The following is a 3,784-nucleotide window of genomic DNA, read 5'->3' on the forward strand; positions in this document are numbered from 1 at the left end:
TCTACGAGCGGAGCTCCACCGACTCGAAGGCATCCTCCTTCTCCACATGGGCGGGGCCGCCCGGGAGGAAGGTGAGGCATCCCTCAGGCGGGCAGCAGCGACCGCGCGAAAGGTGGGCAGTACGCTCCTCCTCCGGCGTGCAGAGGAGAGCCAGCAAGCGCTGAACCGCGCTCGATGAAGCCGACGGATCCTGACTGCATCGCCCTGATCCGGAGGGGTTCCGCGCCCCCGATGGCGGCTGCCAGCAGCTCGCGTGTAGAGGCCTCCGAAGATCGCCGAGGTGTAGCATCAAGGGGCTGGATGCGCCGTTCTGGGGCGAGGAGGTCATCCGCTGTGACAGCGGTGAACAGCAGCCCACACCGGCGTTCCCGCAGGTAGATGCGCGCCGGTAGCTCAGGGGACAGAGCGGCTGCCTTCTAAGCAGCGGGTCGGGGGTTCGAATCCCTCCCGGCGCACCTTCTCCACGTCCGTGGCACCGCCGGCACCTGTCGAGGCCACCCCCAGCGCCGATGCTCGGAACCTGTCTGGCAGGGACCCATGGGCGCTGCTGTAGCGGTCGGGCACCCGAGAAGGGGCGGGTGTCGGCCGGCGATGAACCTCCGGGCCGCGATGCGTGGCTCCGGACGCCGACCCTGCAGCTACCGGGTGAACCCGGTGCTGGAGGCGCCGCAGGTCGTCCCCACGCAGGCGCGAGCCCAGAGCTCGTAGTTCCCAGGAGGCAGGGCCGCCGTCGAGAGGCTGCCCGAGAAAGAGCCGTTCCCCAGGAGCGCCGGCACTTCGAACTCGACCTCCCGCTCGGGGACGCCGGCCGGGGCGATCCCGAGGTCGACCTGCTCGCGCGGGATCGAGGCCGACGGGAGCTGCATCTGGTCCAGGGTGCTGACCCCTCCCGTCAGTGCGTCGCCGAGCGCGCTCGTGACGTGGACGTCCGTGATCTGCGCACCCGAGGAGGCGGCGATGTCCTGAAGCGTGAAGCTCCCGATGATCTCGTCCCCGGTGCTTCCGTAGCTCCCGGTCATGTGCAGGGTCTCGCGGCAGGTCGGGTCGCACCTCCACAGCCCGATCAGCGGCTTGGGCGGGTATCCGGGCTCCTCGACGTTCCCACGGATCGCCCGCACCTCCCACCGGCGGCCGTTCACCGAGAAACGCAGCGTGTGCACCACGCCGGGTGCGCCTGCGACGCCCGGGATCACGTAGTTGGAGCCCACGGCCGAGGTGCTCGAGCTCGGGAGGGCTTCCACCGACATGCGGACCAACAGGTCCTTCTCCTCCGGGCGGTAGACGATCGAAGCCATGCGCAGATCCCCGCCGAGATCCGCACCCGGGTCCACGGCGTCGTCGGCCGGGTCCTCCGCCCGGGTCAGGACCTCCCCGGCGAGACCGGCCCAACCGGACGCGCTGACCGTGTCGCCTTCGACGGATAGGCCGATCTCGCCTATCCCGGTCGCCGGGCCCCTGTCCCTTCGCCACACCTGGGTGCCGGTGTTGAACGCCACGGATCGCCCGTCGGCGGAGATGGCGGGGGCATTGGCCCACGACGCCGCCGGCAGCGGACCCCCGTCGGGGCCGAGGGAGACGAGCTCGGTCTGCCGCGTCGAGCGATCGTGGACGTAGACCCGTTCGAGGTAGTCGGCCGCCCCCGGTACCAGGTTCGTCGAGTGGCTCGCGAAGGCCACGAACCGTCCGTCGGGCGTGATGTCGGTCCACGTCGCGCCGTGGCTAGCCTCCTCACCGAAGCTGGAGACCGAGACCCGCTCCGTCCGGCCGAGCTCCCGGTCGCGCACGAACGCGTCGAAGCAGGTGTTGGAGCCGAGGAAGCCCGTGACCTTGGTCCCGGACGAGTTGTGGTCTTCCGGGACGAGGTTGGAGGCACAGCTGTAGAAGGAGATGAAGCGACCATCACCGCTGATCGCCGGCGAGTAGGACACGTAGTTCGCCTCGCTCTCATCGCCGGCCACGCTCACCCGCTCGGTCGCTTCCCTCTGCCTGTCCCGCACGAAGATGTCCCAGGACGCGTTCAGGTCGCCCTCGACGAGGTCGTGCATCTGCGTCTCGAAGGCGACGTAGCGCCCGTCGGCGCTGATGTCGGACGTGATGCCGTAGGTGCACACGCCCTCGCTGGTCTCTCCGCTCGGGGTAACGGTGATGTGCTCGACGGCACCGCTCTCGAGGTCCTTCAGCACGATCTCCTGGCACAGGTTGTCGTCGCCCGGAACGAACGGGGCGCCGTTGGTGCTGAAGGAGATGTATCGGCCGTCGGCACTCATCGAGGGCGAGACCGCGTCCCGGGTCGCCTGCTCTCCCGAGGGCCCCACAGATGCCCTGCGCGTCTCACCGGTCTCCCGATCGTGGACGAAGACATCGACCATGCCGTTCGTGTCTCCCGGAACCAGATTCGATGCCTCGCTCTCGAAGGCGACGTAGCGTCCGTCGGCGGAGATCGACGGCCAGTACGAATGCCCGTCGGCCCCTGCTCCCTCGGTTGTGACCGAGACCCGCTCGGTCACTCCCGTGACCGTGTCGCGAACGAACACGTCGTAGGCGTCGTTCTCGTCGCCTTCGACCAGATCCACGAGAAGGGTGTCGAAGGCGACGAACCTGCCGTCCGGAGTGATGGCGACGCGGCTGTCCCCCCGACGGCCGGTGAACTCCACCGGCCCCGTCCCGGGCTCCCCCTCCGGGGTCACCGTGATCCGCTCGGTACGCCCGGGCCGCTGGTAGGCGTCGGCCGGGCTGACCGTCGCCACCATGAGGACCGCGCTCAGGCTGACCACCACCCGCGCCCGGCTCCCCTGCCGATACGGACGGGCGCGCCGCAGAGACCTCGCGTGGAGAGCCATGCCCGGTGCTTTCGACACAGGGGATCCGGACCCCTGTGTGCAGATGCACAATCCGAGCTACTGGAGCGCTGGAGATGCCGGAAGGATCCGGGCTACGGACTCGAGGAAGCGAACCTCGTCGGGGCCAGCGTCGAGCTCGCCCCGCCGGATGCTCTCCAGCAGAGCGCTGACCAGCGTCGCGATGTCCCGGCCATCGAGATCCGTCTCCCGGCTTCCCTCTTCGCTCATGCCTCAAGTGTGAGGGGAGCGAGGCAGTACCACCATAGGCAGACCTGGCGGGATCCGAGTAGTCCCTGCGGAACAGGGGGATGGCCCCTCCGGGCCACGTTCGGCCTGTCCCCGAACCCGTTCAGCTCGTGCCGGGCTCCTCCCTCTGGTAGATCCACATCGACTGAGGCTCCACCCCGTCCCCCAGCACACCTCCGGCGATGTACGTCTGACCCGGCGTCCGTCCATCGAACACGAGATGCTGGATCTCTTCGCAGATGTTGCACTCCGGGTCTTTCGGGAGACCATCGTCGTCGATCTGCCACGACGACCCGCCGTTGCGCGTGACCACCAGGTCCCCGTCGATGCTGAGCGAATACACGGTGTTCGCGTCCCAGGGGCTCACCTCGATCTCGAAGGTGTGCTTGATGGCCCCCCCGATGCGGATCTGCCCGACGGAGACCCAGTTTCGCCCGCCGTTGTCACTGCGGAACACGCCGTCGGAGGTCAGCGCCCAGGCGCGATCGGGATGGGCGTCGGTGTAGAACGCGCGGTAGACGTTCCCGGTGATGCCGACGCCCTGCACCCACGTGGCGCCCGCGTCCTCCGAGACGTGGACGCCTCGCGTGAACGCACCGGCGATGACGCGGTTCGGGTTCCGCCCGGACACGTCGAGGTTGTAGATGTTCACGCCCGCGTCGAGGATCGGGCGCCCCCACGTCGTCCCTCCGTCGATG

Annotated in this window: 3 protein-coding genes and 1 tRNA gene; 1 reads left to right on the top strand and 3 read right to left on the bottom strand. The window is 68.9% G+C overall.

The features are described from left to right. Window positions 1-382: 382 nt before the first annotated feature. Window positions 383-455, top strand: a tRNA-Arg gene (locus VM840_11260). Window positions 456-638: 183 nt separating this feature from the next. On the opposite strand, the gene VM840_11265 is transcribed toward VM840_11260, so the two are convergent. From VM840_11265 to VM840_11275, 3 genes are all read right to left on the bottom strand, one after another. Next, window positions 639-2,777 (bottom strand): hypothetical protein, encoded by a 2,139-nt coding sequence (locus VM840_11265; GenBank protein ID HVL82154.1) that lies wholly within the window; start codon window positions 2,775-2,777, stop codon window positions 639-641. A gap of 120 nt (window positions 2,778-2,897) precedes the next feature. Then, window positions 2,898-3,068: a hypothetical protein gene (locus tag VM840_11270; protein HVL82155.1), complete on the bottom strand. Its 171-nt coding sequence runs from the start codon at window positions 3,066-3,068 to the stop codon at window positions 2,898-2,900. A 121-nt stretch (window positions 3,069-3,189) separates the two neighbouring features. After that, window positions 3,190-3,784, bottom strand: a 595-nt coding sequence (locus VM840_11275) for a hypothetical protein (protein HVL82156.1), incomplete at its 5' end; no start/stop codon positions are given.

The sequence above is a fragment of the Actinomycetota bacterium genome, assembly GCA_035540895.1.
In the GTDB taxonomy this organism is placed as follows: Bacteria; Actinomycetota; JAICYB01; order JAICYB01; family JAICYB01; genus DATLFR01.

Excerpts from the sequence above, each read along its gene's own strand:
- VM840_11270 (HVL82155.1), bottom strand. The coding sequence starts at position 3,068 with ATGAGCGAAGAGGGAAGCCGGGAGACGGATCTCGATGGCCGGGACATC.